Source organism: Pseudomonas sp. JE3303 (assembly GCF_056312565.1).
The window spans coordinates 660222-683117 of record NZ_JBWGIF010000001.1; the positions used below are offsets into that span (position 1 = coordinate 660222).

Consider the following 22896-nt stretch of genomic DNA (forward strand, 5'->3'; position numbering starts at 1 on the left):
CCCTATCGTGGAGCACGGCTGGTACACCTGCGAGTTATGCGATGTTCGTCGTGCTGTCACTGTCCGGCGCTTCGATTCTTGAACGCAGGAGTAAGTGACGATGAAACGTGGACAGGCTGTAAGCAGGATGCTGTGCGCAAGTGCGCTGGCATTCATTGGGGGGTGCGCCGCTGCGGCGACAGGTCAAGAGGTGCCCGTACAAATACCTGGGGACGGCAACCTGCCTATGACTACCTGCAAGCCGACACCACGCCCGGCGAAGCCTTCTCCAGTTCCACACCAGGGACGGCCACCCATGCTGGCCATGATATCGACGCCTTGGTCGCTTTCTCCACCAAAGCGCTGGATGTGCTGCGCAGTGACCCGGTCGCCTTCGCCATGGCAGCGGGCTGGTACAACGGGACCCTTGAGCTGAAGGCGCTTGACCCAAGCGTGCCAGGCTGGTCCCTGCCTATCCTGGTGTGCTTGTCTGTGCGGCGCTGACCTCAGCGGGAGCAGGGGCCAGGATGTACCTGGCCCCTGTCACGTTCAACGCTGTATCGACGCGGTCCGCAGGGCTCGCCTGGGCCGCAGGTACCGGTAGCTCACGGCCAGCAGCACGAACCACACCGGGGTGACGATCAACGCCTTGCGCGTGTCGTCCTCCAGGCTCAGCAGCACCAGGATGAAGGCGAAGAACGCCAGGCACACGCAGCACATCAGCCGCCCGCCGGGCATCTTGTAGCTTGAGGCTTCGTGCAGGGCGGCGCGCTGCATGCGGTACTTGAGATACGACAGCAGGATCATCGACCAGACGAACATGAACAGGATCGCCGACACGGTCGTCACCAGGGTGAAGGCTTCGACCAGGTTGGGAATCACGTAGATCATCGCAGCGCCGAGCAGCAGGCAAGTGCAGGAGAAGTACAGACCGTTGGCCGGCACGCGGCGGCTGGACAGCTTCTCGAAAGCCTTCGGTGCATCACCTTCCTGGGCCAGGCCGTAGAGCATCCGGCTGGTGGAGAACACGCCGCTGTTGGCTGATGAGGCCGCCGACGTCAGCACCACGAAGTTGATCAGGCTGGCAGCGGCGGGAAGGCCGGCTAGCACGAACAGCTCGACGAACGGGCTCTTGCCCGGAACCACGTCCCGCCACGGCGTCACGGCCATGATCGCGACCAGCGCCAGTACATAGAACATGATGATGCGGATCGGGATCGAGTTGATAGCCCGCGGCAAGGTGCGCTCGGGGTCCTTGGCTTCGGCGGCGGTGGTGCCCACCAGCTCGATGCCGACAAAAGCGAATACGGCGATCTGGAATCCGGCGAAGAAGCCCATCAGGCCATGAGGGAACATGCCCTCGTCGTTCCATAGATTGGCCAGGCTCGCGGTGCGTCCGGCCGGCGACTCGAAGCCGCTGAACACCATGTACAAGCCAGTGGCGACCAGGCCGAGGATCGCAACGATCTTGATCAACGCGAACCAGAACTCGATCTCGCCGAACATCTTCACGGTGATCAGGTTCAGCGACAGCAACACTCCGACGCAGGCGAGCGCGGGTATCCACTGCGGCAGGTCAGGAAACCAGAACTGCGTGTAGGCGGCGATCGCGATGACGTCCGCGATGCCGGTGATCACCCAGCAGAACCAGTAGGTCCAGCCGGTGAAATATCCCGCCCAGGGGCCGAGCAGGTCGGCGGAGAAATCGATGAACGACTTGTAGTTCAGGTTCGACAGCAGCAGTTCGCCCATGGCGCGCATGACGAAGAAGAGCATGAAGCCGATGATCATGTACACGAAGATGATCGACGGGCCCGCCAGGCTGATGGTCTTGCCCGAGCCCATGAACAGTCCGGTGCCGATGGCGCCACCGATGGCGATCAGCTGGATATGACGGTTGGTCAGGTTGCGTTGCAGGTGATTCTCGTCTTTTGACGTGGATGAGGTCCGGGTCATGGGCTGCATTCCATTGAGGGTCAGTCTTCTTGAAAGCCGGCTAGGCTATCACGCGCCCCGGGATCGGGGGCGTGACACGACGTCTCAATTGGAAACAACCCTGCGGCGTTGCCCTCAGGCTCGCGCCAGTACCCGTCGGCGGACCACCAGGCTGTCGACCACCCACATCACCAGCATTGACGCCCCTACCAGCGGAAACGCCAGCCCCAGCAGCAGCATCACCCCGGTGGCTGTCTTCCAGCGCGGCAGATCATGGCGCAGCGCCGGTACGCCAAGGCCGCCAACCGGGCGGCGCTTCCACCAGATCACGATACCGCTGACCGAGCTCAGCAGGATCATCAGGCACACGGTGAGAATGATGATCTGGTTGAACGGCCCGAACATCTTGCCTTCATGGAGCATGACCCCAAGCTCGGTGGCACGGGCGACGGGGCTGTAGTGCTGCCAGCGCACATCGGCCAGCACCTTGCCGGTGTACTGGTCGACATGCAGGGTGGCGTCGTTGCGCGGGTCATCGGCAAATACCGCGACTGTGAATACGCCCTCGGCGGTGGTCGGCAGGGTGATGCTGTAGCCGGGCTCGACCTTGCGTGCGTTGGCCAGGTCTTCGATCTGTTGCAGGCTGACTTGCGGCGCGGCCGGAGCGCTGGACATCATGTGGTGCCCGGCATGTTCGGCATGCGCGCCAGACTGTGGCATCGGAGTGTTTTCCATCGCCCAGGGCACGGTCTGGCGGTGGGCGCTGTTGAGTTCGCGGGCCTGCTGGTCGGACTGCGGCACGTCATTCCACATGGCTGCGGGAAAGCGGTTCCACAGGTCGGCGTACTGCTTGCCCCAGAAACCGGTCCAGGTCATGCCACTGAGCAGCATCAACAGCAGCAGCGCCGCGCCCCAGAAGCCGGTGACCGCATGCAGGTCGCGCCACATCAGGCGGCCGCGGGCACTCATTCGGGGCCACAGCACCCCAGCGCTCTTGCGCCCGCGCGGCCACCAGAGATAGATCCCCGAAACCACCAGGACAATGCCCCAGCCCGCAGCCAGCTCTACCAGGCGGTCGCCCAGGGTGCCAACCATCAGCTCGCCATGCAGCGCGCGGGCCACGGCTTGCAGGTTGTACTTGCTGTCCTGCTCGCCCAGTACCTTGCCACTGTAGGGGTCAACGAACACATTGAGCTCGTGCCCGCCGTCATGCACCACGAACTGCGCGCTGCGCTCGGCATCCAGCGGTGGCAGGTACTGGCCGACATGGCCTTTGGGATAGGCCTGGTGCACCTGTGCCAGCAAGCTGTCGGCGCCTTGGCGGTGGTGACCGGCTTCGACCACCATCAGGTCGCGGTACATCAACGGGTCGAGCTGTGGCTTGAACAGGTAGACGATCCCGGTCACGGCCAGGATGATCATGAACGGTGCGACGAACAGCCCGGCATAGAAGTGCCAGCGCCAGGCCAGGTTGTAGAAGGAAATCGATGGTTTGCTCATGGAGCACTCCCGTGTAGCAAAAGGGTTGGCCCAGCCGGGACGCGGCCATCGGCCGCGTCCCGGGGACGGATCAGAAACTCAGGTCGACCTTGGTCCAGAGCGTGCGCCCAGGCTCGTTCACCGCCTGCGGATCGCTGGCCGGATAGCCGAAGCCTGCGTTGCCTGCCAGGTTCAGGTGCTCGGCATAGGCCTTGTCGAACAGGTTGTCGACGCCAGCGCTCAGCTTGACGTGCTTGTTCACCCTGTAGGCCCCGTTCAACGAGAACACGCCGAAACCTGCGCTTTTCTCATAGTCCTTGCCCACCACGTTGCCGTAGTCCTGAGCGATGCGGTTCTGCGCCGCCACCACTCGCCACAATGCTCCAGCACTCCAGTCCTCGCGGCTGTAGGTCAGGCCCAGCCGGCTGTCCAGGGGAGGCATTTGAGGTAGCGCTTTGCCATTACTGCTGTTCTTGCCCCAAGCGTAGGCCAGGGTTGCGTCGGCTTTCCAGTTTTCCGACAGGTCATAGGCCGTGCCCATCTCGCCGCCCATGATGCGTGCATCGATGTTCTGTGCCCTGGACGTGGACATGCCCATCATGGCGCTGCGGTAGTCGAACAGGATGTAGTCGCGAACCTGCCCGACGTATCCCGAGATCCAGGCGCTCAGACGCTCACCCTGGTACTGGATGCCGACATCGAGCTGGGTGGTCTTTTCGGGCTTGATGCTGTCGAACGCATTGACCGAGCCGGCCGGGCCCGATTTGGGCGAGAACAGCTCCCAGTAGTCAGGAAAGCGCTGGGCGTGACCCAGGCCGATGTATGCCGTGGCAGGCAACGTGTCCAGGTCGTGCTCGTAGCGTACAAAGCCGCTGGGCAGCGTATCGGCGCGGGTCTCGCCATCCGTCACGCTGGCTGCGCGAAAGTCCTTGGCCGAGGCGCGGTCCAGGCGGGCGCCGGTGACCAGGCGGTCGCGGTCGGTGCTGTACCAGGTCAGCTCGCCGAATACGCCGTAGTTGTGAAAGTCGGCGTCCTTGGTCCAGGCCTGGCCCTTGTGTGCATCGACCCCCATGCCGCCGCGCAGGCGGTGTTCGTTGGTCTGCGCATCGATGCCGCTGACCAGTTGCACGTCAGCCCAGCGCCAGGTGCCCTTGATGCGTGCGCCGAGGGTGCGGCGGTCGACGTTGCTGACCATCGGCATGCCCATCATCCCGCTGCCCGAGGGGGAGCGCAGGCTGTAGTTGTCCATCACGTGATCGGCGTAGTTGTAGTAGACCTGAGCCTCGACCGTGTCCAACACCTCGCCCAGGCTCGACTTCTCGAAACGCAGGCCGAGACTTTCGCGCTTGAACTGCGAGCCGTCCATGCCGCGCCCGGCATAGCGGGCCTCGCCATCACCCTTGCCAGCGGTGAGTTCGAGCAGGGTATCGGCGTCCGGGGTCCAGCCAAGGGTGGCGTCCCCGTTCCACTTCTCCCAGCGCGACGGGACGCTATCACCGTTGCCATCGTGGTAGTCGTCGGACCGTGACTGGTTGCCGACGAAGCGGGCATAGCCCTGGCTGTTGCCGGCCGCGGCATCGAGGACCTTGTCGAAGCGTCCGTTGGAGCCTGCCAGCAAGCTGGCGTTGATCCGACTGCCTAGCTCGCCGAATTGCTCGGGCTCACGCTCGAAGAGGATGGTCCCGGCCGATCCACCTGGGCCCCAGATTACGCTCTGCGGGCCCTTGATCACGGTCAGGCGGTCGTAGGTCTCCGGCGAGATGTACGAGGTAGGCGCGTCCATGCGGTTGGGGCAGGCCCCAAGCATTGCTCCGCCGTTGGTGAGGATGTTCAGGCGCGAGCCGAACATCCCGCGTAGCACCGGGTCGCCATTGGTGCCACCGGAGCGGATGGCCGAGAAGCCGGGGATGGTCTTGAGGTAATCGGCGCCGTCGCTGGCCGGCACCGGCTGGCGTGGGTCCTTGGGGTCGGTGACGATGGTCAGTGGCGAACTGGGGGCCACGGCGGTAATCACCGTCGGGCTCAGTTCGGCCGGTTCATGGGCGTGGCCTTGGTGCGCAGCGTCGTCCGCCAGGGCCAGGGGCGCCAGCAGAGAGCCACAGAGCCCGGCAAGAGTGCCGCGCAGGGGTAGACGAAACACGGGTGTGCAACCAGACATAGTGATTCCAGTCGATCAGTCATGAAGGTGCGCAGGGCCTTTGGTCCTGGGCATGCAAGGGTTTCAGACGTGGATCGGGACAGGAGGGGCGCGGCTGCGCGCCCCCGGGAACACCGCCTGGCGGGCATGGCCCTGGCGAGTCTGGCGCGGTAGGAGACTGGCTTGCGGCAGCGCGCCCAGACTGAGCGGGCTGAGGGCCTGAGGCAGGCCCGGGCAGTTGAAGAGCAGGCTGCAATAGCCACATTTTTCCCAGAGCACATGCAGTTGGCCATCGTTGCCGTGGCCGTGATGGCCTGTATCGGCCTGGTGATGACCGGCAGCCATGGGCATGTCCATGGGCATGCCGGCGTGATGGTTCATCGGCATCGACTGGGAAACCAGCGGGCCGATGAAGATCATCCACATGGCAAACAGGCTCAGCCAGCCACCACCGATGCGCCTGCGGTCAGGACGGGTGGGCCAGGGGAGGCGCTTGCGCAAGGTGCTCATGAGGAGCGCGGCTCAGGAGATCAGTGCGCGTGAGACTGGTCCTGATTGCCAGCCGGGGGCTGCTTCTGTACGGAAACGTCGACGGTAATGTCGCCGGCCCTCTCGAAATGCAAGGTCAGCGGGAAGCGCTTGCCATCGTTGAGCAGACTGCGGTCCTTGGGCTGCATCAGCATCACATGATAGGCACTGGGGGCGAAGGTCAGGTCCTGTCCTGCTGGCACGGTCACGCTCGGGACCTGCTGCATTTTCATCAGGCCCGCCGCGGTCTTGATGTGCTCGTGCAATTGCGCATCGTCGCTGATCGGGCTGTCGACGCCAAGCAGGCGGTCGTCCTGCTGGCCATTGTTGTGCACCACGAAGTAAGCGGCGACGTTGGGCGCGTTCGGTGGTAGTTCCAGTGACCAGGGGTGGGCGATGTGCAGGTCGCCCCGGGTGTATTCATGGGCATTGGCAAAGGCGCCAGGCAGCAGCAAGGCAGCCAGGAGCAAGGTGTGCTTGAGCATGGGGTTTCTCCGGTTCTGTTCAGGTTCGCAACGGCAGGCGCGGTGAACTCAGCTCAGCGGAGAGGCACGGGGATTGATCGTCGGCCACTGCTGGCGCGGCGTGGGCTGGTAGGCAACCAGCGGTGTAGCAGCGCCGCGTGACAACGGCTGCGGATGGGTCAATGGCGGTACATGCCCAGGCAGCGCCAGCACGGGCGCGGCGCCCGAACAGCACCAGCAATGTTGCATGTTGGAATGGTCATCGCCTTGCTGGCCGAGGTCCAGCTTGCCCAAGGCCACGATCTCAGCCTTGGCCTTGCCAGAAACACTCGAGCAGAAAGCACCCCACAACAGTTGCTCGTCCGGGCCCTTGGGGGCGGCGGAGGACAACGGCATGGCCAGCAGGTTGAACAGCACTGCAAGGCAGGCGATCAAGGCTAGGGCGGGCCGATGTGGGGTCATGGAGAGATCCGGTCAGGAATCAGTGCGGTATTGTAACGCGCAGTATAGGGAAAAATGGCCAGGGTGCGGTGAAGTGCCGCAGCGGCTGTTTCTTCTCCTCTAACGGGTCGAGCTCAACCAGTCTTCCACCCGTAGTCCGGGACGTGCCGCGAAGCCTTCGATGACGGACAGATTTCGCTCGGGAGCCGCAGATTTTTCCGCGCTGTCATACCTGCAGTGCTGCCATCAACTCATCGGCAGTAAAAAACTCCCGGTCCACTGCCGCCAGCGCCGGTCGCTTCAGCACCAGCACCGGAACCCCGCGCTCGCGCGCCACTTCAAGCTTGGGCTCGGTCGCGGCGCTGCCGCTGTTCTTGCTCACCAGCACATCGATCTGCCGACGCTCGAACAGCGCACGCTCATCGTCCAGCCGAAACGGCCCGCGCGCCCCGATCACTTCGCAGCGGTCGTTACCGGGACAGGCCTCCAGTGCGCGCAGGGTCCAGAACTGATCCGGCGGGATCTCGTCCAGATGCTGCAGGGGTTCACGCCCGAGGGTGAACAGCGGGCGCCTGAACGGCCGCAGGGCCTCGGTCAGGCCGTGCCAGTCCTCGATCTCCCGCCAGTCATCCCCGGGCTGCGCTTGCCAGGCGGCACGGCGCAGGGCCCAGCAGGGAATCCCGGCCGAGACTGCCGCCTGGGCCGCATTGCCGCTGATCTGTGCGGCGTAGGGGTGGGTGGCGTCGATCAGCAGCGTGATGCCGGTCTCGCGCAGAAACCCGGCCAGCCCTTCGGCGCCGCCATAGCCACCCACCCTCACCTGGCAGGCCAGGTCCTGGGGCACGCGGCCGATCCCGGCCAAGCTGTAGATATGTTCTGGCCCAAGCCTCCGGGCGATGGACAGGGCTTCGGTCACGCCGCCCAGCAGCAGGATCCGCTGGCTCATCGCACGCCCGCCCGGCCAACGATGCCGCCTTGGCGGTCGATGGCGAACACCTCGACCTGAACCTGGGCCGGTACCACGCTGCGGGCGAACGCCAAGGCGTGCTGGCACACGGCATCACCCAGGGCGACACCTTGGGCATGCGCCATGGCCAGCGCCTGCTGGCTGGTGTTGGCACTGAGGATGGCGGCCTGCAAGGCAGCGTCGGCGCCTGTGTCGGCGGCCCAGGCAGCCAGCTGGGGCAGGTCGATGCTGGAATGGCGGCTGTGCAGGTCCATGTGCCCGGCGGCCAGCTTGCTGATCTTGCCGAAGCCGCCACACAGGCTGAGCCTTGCCACGGGTACCTTGCGCAGGTGCTTGAGCACCGCGCCAACGAAGTCGCCCATTTCTATCAGGGCGATTTCCGGCAAGGCGTAGACCCGGCGCATCGTGTCTTCGCTGGCATTGCCGGTGCAAGCGGCGATATGGCTGTAGCCATTGGTGTGGGCGACGTCGATGCCTTGATGGATCGAGGCGATGTAGGCCGAACAGGAGAATGGCCGGACGATCCCGCTGGTGCCCAGGATCGACAGCCCGCCAAGGATTCCCAGCCGGGGGTTCATGGTCTTGAGCGCCAGCTGCTCGCCGTCGCGTACGTTGACCGTGACCTCGAAGCCGCCCGCGTAACCCGCCTCGATGGCCAACTGCTGCAAGTGATCGCCGATCATCCGGCGGGGCACCGGATTGATCGCAGGTTCCCCCACGCCCAGCACCAGGCCGGGGCGCGTCACGGTACCCACGCCCTGGCCGGCGATAAAGCGCACACCAGGCTGGGCCACCAGGCGCACCTGGGTGAACAGCAGGGCGCCGTGGGTCACGTCCGGGTCGTCGCCGGCATCCTTGAGGGTGCCGGCCTCGGCACATACGCCGTTGCGCCGGCAGAACTCCAGGCGCATCTGTACCTGCTTGCCCTTGGGCAAGGTGATTTCAACCGCATCGATCTGTTCGCCTGTGAGCAACAGGCGCGCCGCGGCAAGGCTGGTAGCGGTGGCGCAACTGCCAGTCGTCAGGCCGCTGCGCAGGGGCGCGGGCTGCTCGCGGGTCTCCTCACGCATCGGGCTTGATCGCCTCGAGCAGGGTAATCGGAAGCGCCTGGCGCCAGGCGTCGAAAGCCCCCAAGGGCTGGGCCTGGGCGATGTGGATGCGGGTCAGTTCGCCGCCGTGGCGCTCGCGCCAGTTCACCAGGGCCAGCTCGCTCTGCAGGGTGACGGCGTTGGCCACCAGCCGCCCGCCAGGCCGCAGATGCTCCCAGCACAGCTCGAGCACGCCCTCGCGGGTCACGCCGCCGCCGATGAAGACCGCATCGGGGCGCTCCAGGCCTTGCAGTGCGCCAGGTGCGCGACCCCGCACCAGTTGCAGGCCGGGCACGCCCAGGGCGTCGCGGTTGTGCTCGATGAACTGCTGCCGGCCTTCGTCGGCTTCAATGGCAAGGGCCCGGCAGCTGGGGTGGGCGCGCATCCACTCGATGCCAATCGAGCCGCAGCCAGCGCCCACATCCCACAGCAGCTCTCCTGGACGTGGCGCCAGGCGCGCCAGCGTGATGGCGCGCACGTCGCGTTTGGTCAGCTGGCCGTCATGGCGAAAACTGCTGTCGGGCAGCCCGGCCAACGACGACAGTCGCGGGGCGTCGGGCGCGGCGATGCATTCGATGGCGACCAGGTTCAGCGCCGCGATCTCTTGGGCTTCCCAATGCTCGGCCGTGCCTTCGATACGGCGCTCGGCCGGGCCACCAAGATGCTCGAAGACCTGCAAGCGGCTCGGGCCGAAACCCCGTTCGCGCAGCAGCCCCGCAATGGCGGAGGGACTCTCGCCGTCGTTGCTCAACACCAGCAGGCGCACGCCGCTGTAGAGGTGCCGGTTGAGGGCCGCCAGAGGCCGTGCCACCACTGATACCGTTACCACCTCCTGCAACGGCCAGCCCAGGCGGGCCGCGGCCAATGCGCAGGAGGAGGGCATCGGCAGGACCTGCATGTCCGCGGCCGGCACTTGACGCGCGAGACTCGCGCCGACGCCGTAGTACATCGGGTCGCCGCTGGCCAGCACGCACACCGGCTCCCCCCGCAGGGCCAGGACCGGGGCAAGGGAGAACGGACTGGACCAGGTCAGGCGCTCGCCGCCGATGCAGCGCGGCAGCAATTCCAGCTGGCGCGGGCTGCCGAAAATCCGCCCGGCGCCCAGCAACGCGCGCCGGGCGTTCTTGCCCAGGCCGCTGAATCCGTCTTCACCAATACCCACTACTGTCAGCCAGGGCGACATCCCACTTCCTCATCCACGAACGCCGTTCGACAGCAGACTTTTCATGCCATCGGACAAAGCAGGCATAATACCGCGCCTTCTACCCTGAAGGGCTCTTTCACGATTGCCGGATACCCCCTTGAAGCAGGACCATACCCCTGATATTTCGCCTCGTCCCTCGGCTTGCCCGGGGTTGTGGCGCATCGTCGCCGCGCGCGATGGCGGGATCTGCCGGATCAAGCTGCCAGGTGGGCTGCTGCTGGCCGACCAGGCCGACGCCGTGGCTACCGCCGCCGAGCGTTTCGCCAGCGGTGCGATCGAAGCGACCAATCGCGGCAACCTTCAGATCCGGGGCATTGGTGGCGAGCATCCGGCGCTGGTGCAGTGGTTGCTCGCGGCCGGTCTCGGCCCGCGCGAGGCCGCCGGCGACGATGTGCGCAACCTGATGCTCAGCCCCTTGGCCGGACTGGACCGCGCCATGCTGTTCGACGCACGGCCCTTGGCTGGGCAGATACTGCAGATGCTCGAAAGTACACCGCGCATGCATCAGCTGTCCGCCAAGTTTGCCGTGCAGCTGGACGCCGGCGAATCCCTGGCAATGCTCGAACATCCCCATGACCTGTGGCTGTCGGCCCTGAACCTGGACCAGCAGGTATGGCTGGCCATGGGACTCGCCGGTTGCCCGGCCAATGGCCACGTGCTGGGCGCAGTGCCGCTGGACCAGGGATTACCCCTGGTACGGGCGGTGCTTGAACGCTTTCTCGACCTGGCCACGCCCGAGCAGTCGCGCATGCGCCAACTGCTTGCTCACTGCAGCGCCAAGCACTTCATCGATGGCCTGGGACTGGACCTTCGCCGCGATGCCGCCGTGCTCGACTGGCGACGTCCGCAAGCGAGCTCGCCGTACCTGGGCCTGCTGGCACAGCGCCGGGACGAACATCTCGCGCTGGGCGCGGCCCCGCCCCTCGGGCGCCTGACCCCGGCCATGCTGCGCGGCGCAGCGGGACTGGCACGCGAACAGGGCGACGGTACCTTGCGCCTGACCCCTTGGCAGAGCCTGGTGATACCCAACGTCGCCAAGGCCGGCCTGTCGCAGGCGCAGCATGACCTGTCAGAGCTAGGCCTGCTCCACAGCCCCGGCCAGCCCCTGACCAGGCTGATCGCCTGCACTGGCTCCAGCGGCTGTGCCAAGGCCCTGGCGGACACCAAGACCGATGCCCTGGTCCTGGCCAGCCTGTTACACCAGGGCGGCCCCGGCAGCGTCCACCTCAGTGGCTGCCAAAGATCCTGCGCCGTGGCCCATGTCGCCCCGGCCACCCTTCTGGCCCGAGCCCCGGGCCGCTATGACCTGTATCTGCGTGACGCTCGGGAGCCCGGCTTCGGTGCCCTGCGAGCGCGCGATCTCACCTTGCAACAAGCAGGCGCACTGCTCGACCTGCCTACGGAGCACCTTGATGATTGACTACATCCGCGATGGTCAGGAGATCTATCGCAATTCCTTCCGGATCATTCGCGAGGAGGCACGCCTCGACCGCATTCCCGCCGATCTCGAAAAGCTCGCCGTACGGGTAATCCATGCCTGCGGCATGGTCGATGCCATCGATGGCCTGCAGTTTTCCCCTGGTGCTGGCACCGCCGGGCGTGAGGCCCTGGCCAAGGGGGCACCGATCCTCTGCGATGCGCACATGGTCGCCGAAGGCGTGACCCGCGCGCGCCTGCCAGCCAACAACCCGGTGATCTGCACCCTGCGTGACCCGAGCGTTCCTGGCATGGCCAGCGAGGCGGGCAATACCCGTTCCGCAGTCGCCCTTGAACTGTGGCGGCCGCACCTGGAAGGCAGCGTGGTGGTGATCGGCAACGCGCCGACCGCGCTGTTCTACCTGCTGGAGATGATCGATGCCGGTGCGCCGAAGCCTGCCCTGATCCTCGGCTTCCCGGTCGGCTTCGTCGGTGCTGCCGAGTCCAAGGCGATGCTCGCCGCTGACAGCCGCGGCGTGCCGTTCGTGATCATGCAAGGCCGCCTGGGCGGCAGCGCCATGGCTGCGGCCGCCGTCAACGCCCTGGCCACGGAGGTGGAGTGATGCAGGTCCGTGGACGTCTGCTTGGCCTGGGCGTAGGCCCCGGCGACCCCGAGTTGATCACCCTGAAGGCCCTGCGCCTGCTGCGCGAGGCCCCCGTGGTGGCCTACTTCGTTGCCAAGGGCAAGCGCGGCAATGCCTTCGGCATCATCGAAACGCACCTGCAGGCGGCGCAGACCTTGCTGCCGCTGGTATATCCGGTGACCACCGAGGTGCTGCCGGCCCCCCTGTCGTATGAACAGGTGATCAGTGACTTCTACGATGAAGCCAGCCTGCAGGTCGCCGCGCACCTGGATGCCGGACGCGACGTGGCGGTGATCTGCGAGGGCGATCCATTTTTCTACGGGTCCTACATGTACCTGCATGACCGGCTGGCCGAGCGCTACGAAGCCGAAGTGATCCCTGGCGTTTGCTCCATGCTCGGCGGCGCGTCGGTGCTTGGTGCGCCGCTGGTGTACCGCAACCAGAGCCTGTCGGTGCTCTCCGGTGTGCTGGGCCATGATGAACTCAAGCGCCGGCTGGCCGACGCCGATGCCGCGGTGATCATGAAGCTTGGGCGCAATTTCACCAAGGTGCGCCAGGTGCTGGTCGAGCTGGGCCTGGACCAGCGCGCGCTGTACGTCGAGCGCGCGACCATGGCCAATCAGAAGATCGTCAAGCTGGATGAGGTCGACCCGCAGTCCTCGCCGTACTTCTCGCTGATCATCGTACCGGGCGAAAGGTGGCAGGGATGAGTGCGCGCAAGGCACCGGCCATCGTCATCCTCGGCCCCGGCGCCCTGGCCACGGCGCGCAAGGTCCGGGAGCTGTATCCGCAGGCCGTGATTCACGGCCTGGCCGGCCGCGTCGAGGACGTCGACAGTCTCTACCATGACTTCGGACAGACCCTGCGGGCGCTTTACCAGCAGGACACCCCGATCATCGCCTTGTGCGCTGCGGGTATTGTCATCCGCAGCCTGGCCAGCCTGCTCGGCGAAAAGGATGTCGAACCGCCGGTACTGGCCGTGGCCGAGGACGGCAGCGCCGTTGTGCCGCTGCTCGGCGGCCTGGGCGGGGTCAATGTCATGGCCCGCGAGATTGGCGTCGCGCTGGACGTGGCGCCCGCCATTACCACCAGTGGGGAGCTGCGCTTTGGCACCTGCCTGCTTGACCCCCCGCCGGGGTACGCGCTGGCAGACCTGGAACAGGGCAAGCGCTTTGTCTCGGACCTCCTGGCCGGTGAAACGGTGCGCGTCGAGGGGGCAGCGCCCTGGCTTGCTCAGGTGCAACTGCCCAGCAGCGATTCCGCCCAGCGGGTCATTCATGTGGGCTGCATGGCGCGCCCGACCAGCCGCGATGAACTGTTGATCCATCCGCGCGCCGTGCTGGTGGCTGTCGATGCACAGGTGCCAGACCTCGCCGAGGCGGTGCGCCTGGCCCTGCGCGATGCCAACATCGCCGAGCAGTCGCTGGCCTGCCTGCTGGCCAGCGAAACGGACATGGCCCAGCCTGCGCTGCTTGCAGCGTCGCGTGCGCTGGGCGTGGCCCTGAGATTCGCGCCAGCGGCCGACGACCCGCAGACGCTGGCGTTGGCGACGCTGGGCAAGGCCCGGATCGTGCCGCTCGAGCGGCCCGGGTTGGCGATCGCTGTCGCCCCCGAGCCTATCGATCCCGAACGCCTGGGGCGTGCCCGTGGCCGGCTGGCGGTCATCGGCCTCGGCCCTGGCGCAGCCGAACTGATGGTGCCGGCCGTCAAGGCCGAACTGGCGCGCGCCAACGACGTGCTCGGCTACGAGACCTACGTGCGCATGGCCGGTCCGTTCCGTGATGACCAGATCCTCCATTGCACCGACAACCGCGAAGAGATGCAGCGCGCGCGCCACGCCTTCGAGCTGGCGGCGCAAGGACGCTCGGTGGTGGTGGTGTCATCCGGTGACCCGGGTGTCTTCGCCATGGCCGCCGCCGTGCTCGAGGCCTTGCACGGGTCGGATGATCCCGCCTGGCATCGGGTCGACCTCGAAATCCTGCCGGGGGTTTCCGCGTCGCTCGCCACAGCGGCCCAGGCCGGCGCGCCGCTGGGCCACGACTTTTGCGTGATGTCGCTGTCCGACAACCTCAAGCCCTGGACCACCATCGAACAACGCCTGGACCTTGCCTGCCAGGCAGACCTGGTGCTGGCCTTCTATAACCCCATTTCGCGCTCTCGCCCCTGGCAGCTGGGCCGTGCCCTGGAGATCGTGCGGCAGCACCGTGATGGACAGACGCCTGTAGTCCTTGGCCGGGATATTGGTAGGCCAGGGCAGACATTGAAAGTAGTCACCCTGGCCGAGCTGGTGCCTGACATGGTCGACATGCGCACCATGGTGCTGGTGGGCTCGTCCACCACCTGCACCTTTGCCCGCGAAACTGGCGGGTTGTGGGTGTACACCCCGCGGTGGTATCCGGCGGCCCCCTGAACCTGGCAGGGAAGCCCTTCGGGCCGGTCTTCGCGAAGTCTCTCGCTTAGTGTGAATGCTCCTGGAATGCAGGGGCATTCCCTACTGGAGTATTCAAGATGACTGACGATAAATCCCTCCTGAGCAAGAATTCCGCCGTCCTGGTGGAAGATTCCCTGATGGCGTTTGGTGCCGGCATGGCGCAACAGAGCCGTGTCGACGTGAAAAACGCCTTCCACTTTGCCTCGCTGGTCGCAGGCAAGCTGCATGAGCCAGAGAAGGAAAGCGAGAACTGGTACGGCCAGTTTCTCAAGGTCATGCAGGACTGCGGCTGGGTGACGGCGCGGCGCAACTTCGAGCGTGAGACTTCATCGGCCACCAGCGTCTCGATAGGCTCGGTGGCGCTGAGAATACTGAGCGCTACGGGTACCGCGGCCCTCGGTGTGGCCGCAGGCGAGGCGTTCGGATCGCTGGCCCAGGTGGCACTGGAAAAGCTGGGCCTGAGCCCTGGCCTGAAAGATGTGTTCATTCGCAAGCGCAAGGGCAAGGCCAACGGCATGGTGGGCCTGGGCGCCTGTAGTGAAACAGCCGGAGGGGAAGTTGTACTGGTCATGAGCTGCGTCGCGGCCGACGCGCCCGAGTCGGAAAACGATCTCCTTGGGATCGAGTGGACCATCACCTCATCCGAGTTCTATACCGGCACAGCCGTGCTGTCCTTCAACAAGGCTCTCTACGAGCGTGTGCGCGAAACGGTGGAAAGCAAGCTTGAGGATCGCAGTGTCAGCAACGTACTGGAGTACGAAATCTGACCGGCGAGCGGGCGGCGCACTGCCGCCCGGTTTTCTTTCCTTTCAGTCGATGAGATTACAATCATGGATAACCGAGAATGCCGCGTAAGACTGGTGGCCGGCAGCGTGCTGCTGACAGACGAAACGCTTGCCCAATCGCAATATCAGGACATTGCCGACTCACTGCTGTACGCCCAACTACGGGCTGACAAGATCGCCTCCTCCCGGTTCGAAGACTATTCCCTGTGGTACAAGTCCTACCGCGAATCCCTTTCTGGTCTTGGCTGGATGGCGGTTCGTCAGTTCAACGAGGCCAAGCCCGCAGCCGATATCAGCTACCTGGAGGCTTCTCAGCCGCTGCGGGCGTGGCTGGGGCAGCGCGAACCGGATGCCGACGATCTGCTGACGTATGCCCTCGATGCGGTGCGTGCCGACGCAAACGCGAAGAGCCATCTCAGCGGGTTTACCCAACGCACGAACGACGGGGTAACCCAGGTCACGGTCGAAATGGGCATCGTCAGGTCTGGACCTGAGATCGACCTGTGCAGCATTGCATTTCGTACCCGCCAGCGTTCATCCCAATGGTTGATGGAGACGGTTCTGGAAGGGCACCAGTTCGAGGGCGACGTGGAGGTCAGGGGGCTGTCCCTGGTACTGAACGAGGCCTTCTACGAGGGTCAGCGCGCCACTTTGCAGGCCCTGATGCTCAAGAAAGACCGCGAGGGCCAGTACAGTCTCGAAGTTGCACACTGCCATCAGGAGGTGAGCAATGCATAAGCCACAGGCTGTCGTACTTGGCGCGAGCCTTTTGAGCTTCTTGCCAGACGTGCCCCGTCAGCAACGTGAGTCAGTCAAACTGGCGGTGGCGCTGGCCGAGCGTGCTACCCGCAACGCCTACACGGATGGGCTGATCGAGGATTGGCTCAGCTATTACCGCAATCAGCTGCGGTTCTACGGCTGGGATGCAGTGCAGCCCGGCGATGTGCATCGGCCAGACGGTGAGCGCCTGAAGCTCGTCGACAAAGCCCTGAACACAATCGCCGAGACGGGAGGGCCGCATTTCGCAGACGGTTCGCGCGTGGCGCTGCAACGGCTGGCCGCGGACACGGGCAGCCTGTTGCGGTTCGAGGACCATGCCCGTACCCATGGGCATTTCCAGCTTCTGCCGTGCGCGTCTTCTGGAGGCAACCGGATCGACATGGTGATCTATCACGAGAGTGGCGCCAGCTCGTCGTTTTCCTCGGGGTTTCTTTCCTTTGATCGGGACAAAGTAGACGTCCGTGCCGAGTTGGTGCGCTTCAACACCCTGATCTTCGACCAGGAATATCGGCCACGGGTGCAGCAATCGCTGGTGGAGGTGGCCTTGCGCAACCTCACCGAATACGAGCTCTAGCGACTATCGGGGGCCGTGCAGGGCGGCGGGCTCGCGCTGGGCCGCCCAATACTGGATCAGCTCGCGCAGCTGTGAAAGCTCCACCGGCTTGGCCATATGCCCGTCCATGCCAGCCACGCGCGCGCGTTCCTTGTGCTCGGCCAGGATGTGCGCGGTCAGCGCCACCACCGGCGTGCGCGGCCGCTGGGTAGCGGTCTCCCACGCGCGTAGCTGCTCGGTGGCCGAAAAGCCGTCCAGCACGGGCATTTCACAATCCATGAGCACCAGGTCGTAACGCAGGCGTTTCATGGCCTGCAGAGCTTCTTCGCCGTTGCTGGCGGTGTCAGGCTCCAGGTCGAGCTTGCCGAGCATGCCGCGAATCACCTTGGTCGAGATATTGTTGTCTTCGGCCACGAGAATGCGAAAGTCCGCAGGCAGGTCCAGCGGTTGGGCAATGCCGGGCAGGGCTGTAGGCGCTGAGGAAACCTTGCCACGCTGGGTCAGCTCTTCGGCGAGGGTCGTCTTGAGGGTATAGCCGGCAACCGGCTTGGCGAGAATTCGCTTGATTCCGGCGTTGCGCGCGATGATCTTGCTCGGCGCGTTGCTGATGCCGGTGAGCATGATCACCAGGATGTCATGGTTCAGGCTCGGGTCTTCCTTGATCTTGGCCGCCAACTGCATGCCGGTCATGCCTGGCATGTTCTGGTCCAGCAACACTGCATCGAAGTAGTCACGCAGGTGCGCCTTGGTGCGCAGCAAGGCCAGGGCTTCCTTGCCCGAGGGTACCGCGCTGACGTTCATGCCCCAGGCACTGCATTGCTGCACCAGGACCTTGCGGCAGGTGTCGTTGTCATCCACCACCAGCACCCTGGCGTCGCGCAGGGGGCCGTCGAGGTCGGCAGGAGGCTGCTCCAGGCGTTGTGGATCAAGCGGCAGGGTCAGCCACAAGGTGTTGCCCATGGTATTGCTGGTCTTGATGCCGAACTCGCCTTGCATCAAGCCGATCAGTTGCTTGGCGATTACCAGCCCCAGATGCCCGCCAAGCTTGTTGCTGGAGAGAAAATGACGGCTGTGCAGCTCAGCCTGCAGCAGCGCTTCTCGCTCGCCGAGCGGCATCGGATCGCCGCTGTCTTGCACGGCGATGCGCAGGCGCGGTGCTTCGCCCCGCTGGTCGAGGGCCACCACCAGCAGGATCTCGCCTTGCTCGGTGTTCTTCAGCGCATTGTCGAGCAGGCTCGACAGCGCTTGGCGCAGGCGTGTGGGATCGCCGCTGATGACCCGTGGCACCTGTGGCTGGGTAAAGCTGATCAGCTCGATGTTCTGCTGCTCGGCCTTTGCACGGAAGATGTTGAGGCAGTCCTCGATCAGCGCGTTGAGATCGAACTGCACGTCATCCAGTTCTATCTGCCGGGATTCGAGCTTGGAGATGTCGAGTATCTCGTTGATCAGGGTGAGCAGCTCGTTGCCGGCGCTGTGGATGGTCTGCACGTAGTCTCGCTGCTTGACCGACAGCGGCGTGCCGAGCAGCAGCTCGGTCATGCCCAGTACGCCGTTCATGGGCGTGCGGATCTCGTGGCTGATCTTGGCCAGGAACTCGGCCTTTGCATTGATCTCGGCATCGGCAGCGGCCAGCTCCCGGCTGGCGCTGAAGCGTTCCTCGCTCATCATGCGCAGGCGCGCGCTGACCGCAAGGTTGAGCAGCAAGCCACTGACCGCCGTCAGGCCCAGCAGAATGCACAGCAGCCATGGCGTGGGCGTGCGGGTCAGGCCGAGCAGGGCCGGCAGCAGCACCAGCCCGCCAAGGTTGAATGCCAGCATGGCCAGGGTGAACAGGCGCGCCGGGCGGTAACCCTTGTAGCTATGGCAGATGCCCACCACCAGCATGCTCACGCTGCCAAGGGCCAGCAAGACGTAGGTCGTCAGGTTCAGCGGCAGGGTGTCGACGAACAGCAGCAGCAGGGCGCTCAGGCCCACCACCAGCATCTCGATCTGTAGCAGGCGGTTTAGCCTTGGCTGCCGGCACGGCGCGAAGAAGTGCTGGGTGAAATACAGGCCGGCAAGGCCCGCCATCAAGAGCGTCAGGTAGGCCGCGGGGGTTTGCGCGGTGTGCCAGAGGTGCCACCAGGGACCTGTGAGGTTGAGCAGGATCAGGGCGCTGAGCAGCATCAGGCTGTGATAGAGAGCCAGGACCAGGCAGGTGCTGGAGCGGGAATATAGAAAGCGGATCAGGTTGTGCAGGATCAGCATCAGCAGGCAGCCAAACAGCAGCCCGAACAGCAGTGGCTGGGTCTGGTCAGCGGCAGAGGTGGCGGCCGGCTCCAGGCTGATGGCCGGGCGCAACTGGTGCTCCGAGACCAGGCGCACATAGATGTCCAGGGGCTTTGCGCTGCTCGGCAGCGGCAGCAAGTGGTCACTGCTGCGCAAGGTTGGGCTGCTATTGTCGCGCTGGCGGCCGTGGTGCATCTGGCGTACGAGCTGCCCACCGTCCAGTGCGTACAGGTCAAGGCGTGACAGGTCGGGGGCGAAGATGCGCAGCAGTTGCTCTTGCTGGCCGGGTGCCAGGCGGTAGTGCAGCCACAGCGCCTGATCGGGCATGGCGGCGTCGAGCTCGTTCAGGCGCAGAGGACTGAACTGGTTGCGGTAGCGCTCGGAGCGCACGTCGCTCAATTGCAGGCTGGCCTGTTCGTCGAGCAACACTGTCCAGCCGCCCTCGTCGGCCGATGCGGGCAGAAGGCAGAGCAAGGTCAGCAGGCTGACGGTCAGAGCAATGGCAATCCGAAGCCGACGCAAGACGAAATCCCTTCTTAGCAAAATGCCGAATCGTAACTATGCGCGGCGCGCCAAGGCCAAGGCAAGGCCCAAGCCGGGCGCTGTCGACGAGCCGCAAGCCGTGAGCACATGGCATCACGGCGTTCGGGGGCACGCTTACTGCTGGTCTTCACCGCGCTCGCGGGCAATGGCGCGATAGCCAATGTCGTTGCGGTAGAAGCTGCCGTCCCAGCTGACCTGCCCGGCCAGGCGGTAGGCCTGCTGCTGGGCGGCTTCGACGGTTTCGCCCAGTGCGGTGGCGCACAGCACGCGGCCGCCGCTGGCAACCACCTGGCCCTCGCTGAGGGCGGTCCCGGCATGGAAAACCTTGCCGGTCAGCTGGGCGGCGGCGTCCAGACCGTTGATCGCAGCGCCTTTGCTGTAGTCGCCCGGGTAGCCGCCCGCAGCCAGCACAACGCCCAGGCTCGGGCGTGGGTTCCACTGGGCTTCGACCTTGTCCAGCGCCTTGGCGAAGGCCGCCTCGATCAGCAGCACCAGGCTCGACTCCAGACGCATCATGATGGGCTGGGTTTCCGGGTCGCCGAAACGGCAGTTGAACTCGATGACCTTGGGGTTGCCCGCCTTGTCGATCATCAGGCCGGCATACAGGAAGCCTGTATAGACATTGCCTTCCTCGGCCATGCCGCGCACGGTCGGCCAGATCACCTGGTCCATGACGCGCTGGTGTACCTCGGCAGTGACTACCGGGGCAGGGGAGTAGGCGCCCATGCCGCCTGTGTTCGGGCCGCTGTCGCCGTCGCCGACGCGCTTGTGGTCCTGGCTCGTGGCCATCGGCAGCACGTTGTGGCCGTCGACCATGACGATGAAGCTGGCCTCCTCGCCGTCGAGAAACTCCTCGATAACCACGCGCGAACCGGCTTCGCCAAAGGCATTGCCCGCAAGCATGTCACGCACGGCGTCTTCCGCTTCGAGCAGGGTCATCGCAACGATCACGCCCTTGCCCGCGGCCAGGCCGTCGGCCTTGATCACGATCGGCGCGCCTTTTTCCTGCAGGTAGGCGAGGGCCGGCTCGATCTCGGTGAAGTTCTGGTAGTCGGCGGTCGGGATCTTGTGGCGCGCCAGGAAGTCCTTGGTGAAGGCCTTGGAGCCTTCGAGCTGCGCCGCCCCTTTGGTTGGGCCGAAGCAGTCGAGGTTGCGGCTGCGGAAAAGATCGACAACGCCTGCGACGAGCGGCGCTTCCGGGCCGACGATGGTCAGGTCGACGTTCTTCTCGGCGAAGTCGGCCAGTTGCTCCAGGGCAGTGACCTGGATGTCGACGTTTTCGCACTTGGCTTCAGTGGCGGTGCCGGCGTTGCCGGGGGCGACGAAGACTTTCTCGACCCGTGGGTCCTGGGCGACTTTCCAGGCCAGGGCGTGTTCACGACCGCCATTGCCGATGATCAAAACTTTCATGTCAAACCTCGATGTTCTTTAGAGCGGAAGGCGAAGCCTCCCGCGCTCTGTTCGCGGTAGGAGGTCGCAATGAAGCAGGTAGATGCAAGGCGGGGCCGGTTTCGATGAGCGCAGTTGCCGTCTGGCAATGAGCATCAGCGGAACCGGCCCCAACACAGCAGATGCCTGCTTCAGTGCGGCCGTTTGCCTATCAGTGGCGGAAGTGGCGCATTCCGGTGAATACCATCGCGATGCCTGCCTCGTCGGCAGCAGCGATGACTTCGGCATCACGCATCGAGCCGCCCGGCTGGATGACAGCAGTGATACCCACCTTGGCGGCATTGTCGATGCCATCACGGAACGGGAAGAACGCATCCGACGCCATGACCGCACCCGCAACCTGCAGGCCCGCATGCTCAGCCTTGATCGCGGCGATGCGCGCGGAGTTGACGCGGCTCATCTGGCCAGCGCCGACACCGATGGTCTGGCGGTTCTTGGCGTAGACGATCGCGTTGGACTTGACGAACTTGGCCACCTTCCAGGCAAAGATCAGGTCGTGGATCTCTTGCTCGCTCGGTGCACGCTGAGTCACGACCTTGAGGTCTTCGGCACGGATCATGCCGTTGTCGCGGCTCTGTACCAGCAGGCCGCCGTTGACGCGCTTGTAATCCCAGGCAGCGGCGCGCTCGGCCGACCACTCGCCGCAGACCAGCAGGCGTACGTTGGCCTTGGCGGCCACCACGGCGCGGGCTTCTTCACTGACGCTTGGGGCAATGATCACTTCGACGAACTGACGCTCGACGATGGCCTTGGCGGTTTGGGCGTCCAGTTCGCGGTTGAAGGCGATGATGCCGCCAAACGCCGACTCGGTGTCGGTGGCGTAGGCCAGGTCGTAGGCTTTGGCGATCCCGCCTTCTTCATCAGGGCAAACGGCGACGCCGCATGGATTGGCGTGCTTGACGATGACACAGGCTGGCTTGGTGAAGCTCTTCACGCACTCGAGCGCGGCGTCGGTGTCGGCCACGTTGTTGTACGACAGCTCCTTGCCTTGCAACTGCTTGGCAGTGGCAATACCCACCTCGGCAGGCTTGGCTTCGACATAGAACGCCGCGCTCTGGTGCGGGTTCTCGCCGTAGCGCATTTCCTGGGCTTTGACGAACTGGCTGTTGAAGGTGCGGGGGAATTCACTGCGGCCTTCGGTTTCCAGGGTTTCGCGAGCCTGGTCGATGGTGCCCATGTAGTTGGCGATCATGCCGTCGTAGGCAGCGGTATGCTCGAACGCCTTGAGCATCAGGTCGAAGCGCTGGGCGTAAGTCAGGCCACCGGACTTGAGGTTCTCGAGTACGCCGGCGTAGTCGCTGGCGTTGACCACGATGGCCACGTCCTTGTGGTTCTTCGCGGCCGAACGGACCATGGTCGGGCCGCCGATGTCGATGTTCTCGACCGCAGTCGGCAGGTCACAGCCAGGCTTGGCGATGGTCGCCTCGAACGGGTACAGGTTGACGGCGACCAGGTCGATCGGCTTGATGCCGTGCTCGTTCATGATGGCGTCGTCGGTACCGCGGCGGCCAAGGATGCCACCATGGATCTTCGGATGCAGGGTCTTGACCCGGCCGTCCATCATTTCGGCGAAGCCGGTGTAGTCGGCCACTTCCACCGCGGCGACACCGTTGTCCTTGAGCAGCTTGTAGGTACCACCGGTGGACAGGATCTCGACACCGAGCTGCTGCAGCTCACGGGCGAATTCGAGGATCCCGGTCTTGTCGGAGACGCTGATCAAGGCGCGGCGGATCGGCAGGCGGGTAGTCTGGTCGGTCATTTCAGATTCCATAACGCGGTGGAGTCAGCAAAAAAGGCGACCTCAT

General features: G+C 64.9%; 20 protein-coding genes. 8 read left to right on the forward strand and 12 right to left on the reverse strand.

All coding sequences use genetic code 11. The features are described from left to right. Positions 1–132: 132 nt before the first annotated feature. On the forward strand, positions 133–483 hold the full coding sequence (locus AC0ZZU_RS03115) for a hypothetical protein (RefSeq protein ID WP_476338982.1): 351 nt from the start codon (positions 133–135) through the stop codon (positions 481–483). Positions 484–528: 45 nt separating this feature from the next. Here the strand turns inward: AC0ZZU_RS03115 and cycA are convergent, their stop codons facing one another. From cycA to cbiE, 9 genes are all read right to left on the reverse strand, one after another. Next, on the reverse strand, positions 529–1935 hold the full coding sequence (gene cycA / locus AC0ZZU_RS03120; protein WP_476338984.1) for a D-serine/D-alanine/glycine transporter: 1407 nt from the start codon (positions 1933–1935) through the stop codon (positions 529–531). 114 nt (positions 1936–2049) lie between these two features. After that, positions 2050–3414, reverse strand: a complete 1365-nt coding sequence (locus AC0ZZU_RS03125; protein ID WP_476338986.1) for a PepSY-associated TM helix domain-containing protein — start codon at positions 3412–3414, stop codon at positions 2050–2052. 70 nt (positions 3415–3484) lie between these two features. Beyond that, positions 3485–5551, reverse strand: coding sequence for a TonB-dependent copper receptor (locus AC0ZZU_RS03130; protein ID WP_476338988.1), 2067 nt, complete (start codon positions 5549–5551; stop codon positions 3485–3487). A gap of 63 nt (positions 5552–5614) precedes the next feature. Further along, positions 5615–6040 carry a DUF2946 domain-containing protein gene (locus AC0ZZU_RS03135; protein ID WP_476338990.1) on the reverse strand — a complete coding sequence of 142 codons (426 nt, stop codon included), beginning with the start codon at positions 6038–6040 and terminating at the stop codon, positions 5615–5617. A gap of 20 nt (positions 6041–6060) precedes the next feature. Continuing rightward, complete coding sequence (locus AC0ZZU_RS03140) at positions 6061–6543, reverse strand: copper chaperone PCu(A)C (protein ID WP_476338992.1); 483 nt, start codon at positions 6541–6543, stop codon at positions 6061–6063. Positions 6544–6591: 48 nt separating this feature from the next. Beyond that, on the reverse strand, positions 6592–6984 hold the full coding sequence (locus tag AC0ZZU_RS03145; protein ID WP_476338994.1) for a DUF2946 domain-containing protein: 393 nt from the start codon (positions 6982–6984) through the stop codon (positions 6592–6594). Positions 6985–7189: 205 nt separating this feature from the next. Next, positions 7190–7909 carry a cobalt-precorrin-6A reductase gene (locus AC0ZZU_RS03150; RefSeq protein WP_476338996.1) on the reverse strand — a complete coding sequence of 240 codons (720 nt, stop codon included), beginning with the start codon at positions 7907–7909 and terminating at the stop codon, positions 7190–7192. Continuing rightward, the gene (locus AC0ZZU_RS03155) at positions 7906–9000 is read right to left on the reverse strand and encodes a cobalt-precorrin-5B (C(1))-methyltransferase (RefSeq protein WP_476338998.1); all 1095 of its coding nucleotides are present in this window, start codon (positions 8998–9000) and stop codon (positions 7906–7908) included. Before AC0ZZU_RS03155 ends, AC0ZZU_RS03150 begins: the two co-directional genes overlap by 4 nt. Further along, positions 8993–10201, reverse strand: a complete 1209-nt coding sequence (cbiE, locus tag AC0ZZU_RS03160; protein WP_476339000.1) for a precorrin-6y C5,15-methyltransferase (decarboxylating) subunit CbiE — start codon at positions 10199–10201, stop codon at positions 8993–8995. Before cbiE ends, AC0ZZU_RS03155 begins: the two co-directional genes overlap by 8 nt. 103 nt (positions 10202–10304) lie before the next feature. Between cbiE and cobG the strand changes: the two genes are divergently transcribed. From cobG to AC0ZZU_RS03195, 7 genes are all read left to right on the forward strand, one after another. Continuing rightward, entirely contained in the window at positions 10305–11642 is a 1338-nt protein-coding gene (cobG, locus tag AC0ZZU_RS03165; protein ID WP_476339002.1) for a precorrin-3B synthase, read from the forward strand. Beyond that, on the forward strand, positions 11635–12261 hold the full coding sequence (locus AC0ZZU_RS03170) for a precorrin-8X methylmutase (RefSeq protein ID WP_324122684.1): 627 nt from the start codon (positions 11635–11637) through the stop codon (positions 12259–12261). The genes cobG and AC0ZZU_RS03170 overlap by 8 nt, the downstream gene beginning before the upstream one ends. After that, complete coding sequence (locus AC0ZZU_RS03175; RefSeq protein WP_476339004.1) at positions 12261–12992, forward strand: precorrin-2 C(20)-methyltransferase; 732 nt, start codon at positions 12261–12263, stop codon at positions 12990–12992. The genes AC0ZZU_RS03170 and AC0ZZU_RS03175 overlap by 1 nt, the downstream gene beginning before the upstream one ends. Then, positions 12989–14692, forward strand: a complete 1704-nt coding sequence (cobJ, locus tag AC0ZZU_RS03180) for a precorrin-3B C(17)-methyltransferase (RefSeq protein WP_476339006.1) — start codon at positions 12989–12991, stop codon at positions 14690–14692. The genes AC0ZZU_RS03175 and cobJ overlap by 4 nt, the downstream gene beginning before the upstream one ends. A gap of 98 nt (positions 14693–14790) precedes the next feature. Beyond that, positions 14791–15480: a hypothetical protein gene (locus AC0ZZU_RS03185; RefSeq protein WP_476339008.1), complete on the forward strand. Its 690-nt coding sequence runs from the start codon at positions 14791–14793 to the stop codon at positions 15478–15480. A 63-nt stretch (positions 15481–15543) separates the two neighbouring features. Beyond that, positions 15544–16236, forward strand: a complete 693-nt coding sequence (locus AC0ZZU_RS03190) for a hypothetical protein (RefSeq protein ID WP_476339010.1) — start codon at positions 15544–15546, stop codon at positions 16234–16236. Next, the gene (locus AC0ZZU_RS03195; RefSeq protein ID WP_476339012.1) at positions 16229–16852 is read left to right on the forward strand and encodes a hypothetical protein; all 624 of its coding nucleotides are present in this window, start codon (positions 16229–16231) and stop codon (positions 16850–16852) included. The genes AC0ZZU_RS03190 and AC0ZZU_RS03195 overlap by 8 nt, the downstream gene beginning before the upstream one ends. Before the next feature lie 3 nt (positions 16853–16855). Here AC0ZZU_RS03195 and AC0ZZU_RS03200 read toward each other — a convergent pair whose 3' ends face one another. The 3 genes from AC0ZZU_RS03200 to purH all read right to left on the reverse strand — a co-directional run bounded on the left by AC0ZZU_RS03200 (position 16856) and on the right by purH (position 22850). Continuing rightward, complete coding sequence (locus tag AC0ZZU_RS03200; protein ID WP_476339014.1) at positions 16856–19621, reverse strand: hybrid sensor histidine kinase/response regulator; 2766 nt, start codon at positions 19619–19621, stop codon at positions 16856–16858. A 135-nt stretch (positions 19622–19756) separates the two neighbouring features. Next, on the reverse strand, positions 19757–21052 hold the full coding sequence (gene purD, locus AC0ZZU_RS03205) for a phosphoribosylamine--glycine ligase (RefSeq protein WP_476339016.1): 1296 nt from the start codon (positions 21050–21052) through the stop codon (positions 19757–19759). A 190-nt stretch (positions 21053–21242) separates the two neighbouring features. Further along, complete coding sequence (purH, locus tag AC0ZZU_RS03210) at positions 21243–22850, reverse strand: bifunctional phosphoribosylaminoimidazolecarboxamide formyltransferase/IMP cyclohydrolase (protein ID WP_476339018.1); 1608 nt, start codon at positions 22848–22850, stop codon at positions 21243–21245. Positions 22851–22896 lie beyond the last annotated feature (46 nt).